Origin of the sequence: Methanothrix sp., from assembly GCF_024518575.1 — an archaeon.
Taxonomy (GTDB): domain Archaea; phylum Halobacteriota; class Methanosarcinia; order Methanotrichales; family Methanotrichaceae; genus Methanothrix_B.
Genome location: NZ_JANIHG010000064.1, coordinates 1 through 4,250, shown reverse-complemented (window position 1 = coordinate 4,250; position 4,250 = coordinate 1). Strand labels below are relative to the sequence as shown.

Below are 4,250 nucleotides of genomic sequence, written 5' to 3'. Positions count from 1 at the left end.
GTTAGGGGGGCTGTACGTTGGATATTCCGACCAAGTGCCAATGAGCTTGTTGCCGACGACGTTTGCTGTTATCCTCCCCTGGTCATGTGTGTAATTTCCTGTGACTCTGTCGCCAACCTGCTGCAGCCTCATGGGGCCCCAGTTTGTATCCCACATGCCACCCCAGGTGCAGACCCCAGTTGTCCCAGCCGCCGGGTATGCTGCTGTTACACTGCGTCCACTGGCAGGAAAGATGTATCCATAGCCGGTTGGCATCCTGACCAGCCTTACAACATCCTTACCAGCTGATTTGGCCATGGAGATCGTGAAGGTACCAGCATTGGGAAACGCAGGATCTGATGTGATGAGATTCCCTGTGCATGGGTCCAGATCCCCGCCGATCCAGGTGCCTGTAATTGTCGTGGATCTGTCCTCCCAGGGGCCTGTGGCTGTGCCGGTCAGAGCGAGCCTGACGCCTGTGAGATGAACATACTGCTCGCAGATTGGATTTACACTGAGCGTACCAGTCACAGCACTGCCGTTAAATGCGAGAGCCAGATCGGCCGGCCGACCATCGTACTCTGTATATCCTGAGTACTGGACGCTTACCTCTCCGGCCCCAATTTGGTTGAACATACCGAAGAGCATCAGAATTATCAGAAAATTCCTGATCGACATGAGAACTGCTTGCATGCTATCGTATTTAAAAATGTTGATTATCTCAAATCGGAGGGGAACTGCAGTCCTCAGCATCTACAGCTTTGATGCGGATTGTTTCTTTCTGGAGTAAGTCGCACCTTCCAGAGATGCTGTCGGAAGCAAGCGATACTCTCTGTTGTTTCTGTTACCTCTCCTGTCCAGGATACCATCCTGGTGCATCCTGGAGAGGTAGGTCGAGACCGTGCTCAGCTTGATGTCGTCACGGACAGTCTCATACCTCTCTCTGAGCTGCTGGGATGTGAACCACTGGTCGCGGAACTCATATTTTATAAACTCGGCGAGGCTGTCCATCAGCGTCTTAGGCTGATCTTCCGCAATCGGCCTCGCGCTCTCTGAGAGCACGCCGGAGATGTTCAGAATATCCACAATCTTGTCCGCGAGCATCTCGCGTAATGCCGTTACATCCATGCACTTCTTGTCGAACTCAAACGACATGTTGGCCTTGAGACCATTATCGTCGATCTCTATTGCGATTTTCACAGACGGACCTCACATGTGAATCTGGAGTGCATGTATCATCTGATGGGGCCTGTCCCTGTTACATACACTTCGGCACTTCACAATGTGGCCTGAACTTATATTATACTTAGCTGCTTTCTCGAGATCAACTGGTATTGTGAACAGCTTGATATGCCCTCTCATCGAGATCCAAGCCCCTGTCTGTATTCTCCTGATAAATATGCACACGTAATACTGTTTCTTAACTCAGATACTTATCTGAGTATCTGAATTATCCTGCGGATGCCCTTCACATCCAGAGTGGATATGCTGCAGTGTGCACTGCAGCACGAGGTCGCTTTACCGCTGCCCGCCCCCTTCAAAGCGGACATTCATTGCTACTCCCTTCCGCATACAAAGCAAACCTTCAGGCTCCCTTTTTCCAGAAAGTCCAACCTACAATAATTAATCGTCCACCTCCCCAAGGCTTGCTACCCCTTTTATGCCCGGCGATAGCATTCAAAACGAATGCGATCACGCTCATCAGGCAGTATTTTAGTCCCTTCTTAACACTCAAACATCATGGCACGATGATATATAAAGTTTACGAGAGTGCTAAGCTGTATATAATGGATAAAAACTGTTTTAAACAGGCCTTTTTTGTATTCAGATCCCTAAAATTCCTATTAGTAGTCTTAATAGTATTCACAGATCCGATCCGTTGTAGATCCATTCCTTCACACCCAGTATGATGTGAATCGACACCTGTGAAACGCATATGTTTTCGCGAACATCTGCCACGCGAAGGCTTCGCGACAGATGTGTGGATTCACCCACATGGCTGTTAAATGCAGAGGCATGCCTGAGGCGCGATACCAAAGCTGAGAAATGTCTATAAAAATAGTTTTTTCCAGTTCTTCTTCCTCTGGCGCACCTCTTACACACGCCAAGCTCAGGGACGAAGCAATCAATACAGAACAGACCGCCACAGAGCTGGCATGTGTAGAGCTTTGCAGCCCTGCCACATCCAGCACATATTCCAAAAAGCTCCATACTTCATATCATGACGCCTGATCAGGGGTGTAATACTCCTCCACAAGCCACTCGCTTATCTCCTTGAGATACCTGCGCCTCCGCTCATCCTCAAGAATGGCCAGGTAGATCTCAGGCAAATCCTCGTCAAGATCTTCGTACATCTTTGTTTACTTGGCTGGTAGACCATTTAAAGCTGTCGAGCACAGAGAAACCGTCGCGATTGCAGGATGGCAAAGCACCTCTCTCCAGCATGAAGATGGTACCTCCCACCCCAACCTCTATAAACCCGATACTCGGATGTGGGGATCATGCGAATAACCGTCCTCCGTCTGGGCCACCGCCCTGAAAGGGACAAGAGGATCACGACACATGTGGGGCTGGTGGCGAGGGCGTTCGGCGCCGATGAGATTCTCATCGATGGAAGAGATGAGGGCGTTGTTGAGAGCCTCAGAGATGTTGTGAATCGATGGGGCGGATCGTTCAGCGTCGCAGATGGCATCGTCTGGAAGGACGAGCTCAGAAGGTTCAGGGATTCCGGGGGAAAGATAGTGCACCTCACTATGTACGGCAGCAGGATCGATGATGTGATCGGGGAGATAAGGTCCTGTGAGAGAATAATGGTAGTGGTCGGCGCCGAGAAGGTCCCGCCTGATGTTTATAACATTGCGGACTGGAATGTGGCGGTTGGAAACCAGCCGCACTCTGAGGTCGCAGCTCTCGCAGTATTCCTGGATCGTCTCTTCATGGGCAAGGAGCTGAACAGGGATTTCGGGGGAAGGCTTGAGGTCATACCTGCTGCCAGAGGAAAGGTGGTTCTCGACAAAAAGTTGTGAAATCCTGGATGTGCGGGCATCACCCCTCTCATCCTGCTCTGGTATGAAGGCCGAGGCCTCCGCACCCACCGGACCCGACGATGTGAAGAGGAGGAACCGGGGGGATCGAATGCGCATCCTGGTGATAGGTCAGAGTGTACGGAACATCGCGATCTCCGCGCTCAGGGCAGGCCACTCTGTGGTCGCTGCTGACTGCTACTGCGATCTCGATCTCGTTGAGGCTGTGGAGGCTCAGAGGCTCCGTATCGAGGATCTCGTAGATGCCGACAGGATAAATGCGATCATCGAGAGCGTCGATCCCGATGCCGTGGTCATGGGGCCGGGTGTTGAGACCGTACGCATAAATGGGTACCGTGTGCTGAACAACAGCCCTGATCGGATTCTGAGGGTCTCGGACAAGCTCTGGCTCGCCAGATGGCTTGAGGAGAGGGGATATCCGCACCCCACCACCTGGGATGGGGAGCCGCCGTACGGTTGCAGGATGATACTGAAGCCGAGGATCGGCGCCGGTGGTTGCGGATGCAGGATCTTTGAGGGAGGCGCAGTCCCTCCCGGATACATCATTCAGGAGTTCGTCGAGGGGGTTCCTGCAAGCGCCTCTGTGATATGCGACGGATCGGATGCCAGGACCATCGCTGTCAACGAGCAGCTCTCCGGAACAACGTGGCTGAACGCCTATGGTTTCAGATACTGCGGGAACATAACGCCGCTCGATGTGGATGGGGATATGAGAAAGCGCATCGCCCGCACCGCCGAGGAGATCGTCGCAGGGCTGGGGCTCGTCGGCTCGAATGGCGTCGACTTCATTCTCAAAGGAAAGATACCTGTTGTCATCGAGGTGAACCCGCGATTCCAGGGCAGTCTTGATTCTGTGGAGCTCTCAACAGGGATCTCTGTATTCCAGGCTCATCTCAACGCCTTTGATGGGCGTTTGCCTGAAAGATGCAGAGAGATGCGCTTCGCAGGCAGGGCGGTTCTCTACTCCAGCGAGAGATTCCGTGTAGATCACGATCTCAGAGGGATAACCTCATGCATAGCGGACGTCCCCCAACCCGGAACGGTGATCGAGATGGGCGAGCCTGTGCTCTCGATTCTCGCAACCGGATCCGTGAGGGATGAGGTGATGAGATCTCTGAAAGAGAGAAGAGATGCGATCGTCGGGAGCGTTAAGCGCAATTTCTCCTGAAACATTGTTGTCTCGAATCTGTGGAGAGATTTGATCGGACATCATGCAATTGATTTCTC

The 4,250-nt window shown here is 52.4% G+C and carries 5 protein-coding genes; 2 read left to right on the top strand and 3 right to left on the bottom strand.

All coding sequences use genetic code 11. The annotated features are described in order from the left end of the window. The 3 genes from NQU42_RS08200 to NQU42_RS08190 form a co-directional block, all read right to left on the bottom strand. Positions 1–657, bottom strand: a 657-nt coding sequence (locus NQU42_RS08200; protein WP_296610571.1) for a hypothetical protein, incomplete at its 3' end; no start/stop codon positions are given. A 75-nt stretch (positions 658–732) separates the two neighbouring features. Further along, positions 733–1,179, bottom strand: a complete 447-nt coding sequence (locus NQU42_RS08195) for a hypothetical protein (RefSeq protein WP_296610570.1) — start codon at positions 1,177–1,179, stop codon at positions 733–735. Between the two features lie 1,019 nt (positions 1,180–2,198). Beyond that, positions 2,199–2,333, bottom strand: coding sequence for a hypothetical protein (locus NQU42_RS08190; RefSeq protein ID WP_296610568.1), 135 nt, complete (start codon positions 2,331–2,333; stop codon positions 2,199–2,201). Between the two features lie 147 nt (positions 2,334–2,480). Between NQU42_RS08190 and NQU42_RS08185 the strand changes: the two genes are divergently transcribed. Both NQU42_RS08185 and NQU42_RS08180 read left to right on the top strand, forming a co-directional pair. After that, a complete protein-coding gene (locus NQU42_RS08185) occupies positions 2,481–3,005 on the top strand; it encodes a tRNA (cytidine(56)-2'-O)-methyltransferase (protein ID WP_296610567.1) in 525 nt (174 codons plus the stop codon). Between the two features lie 43 nt (positions 3,006–3,048). Beyond that, on the top strand, positions 3,049–4,191 hold the full coding sequence (locus tag NQU42_RS08180; protein WP_296610565.1) for an ATP-grasp domain-containing protein: 1,143 nt from the start codon (positions 3,049–3,051) through the stop codon (positions 4,189–4,191). The last annotated feature ends 59 nt before the right edge of the window (positions 4,192–4,250 follow it).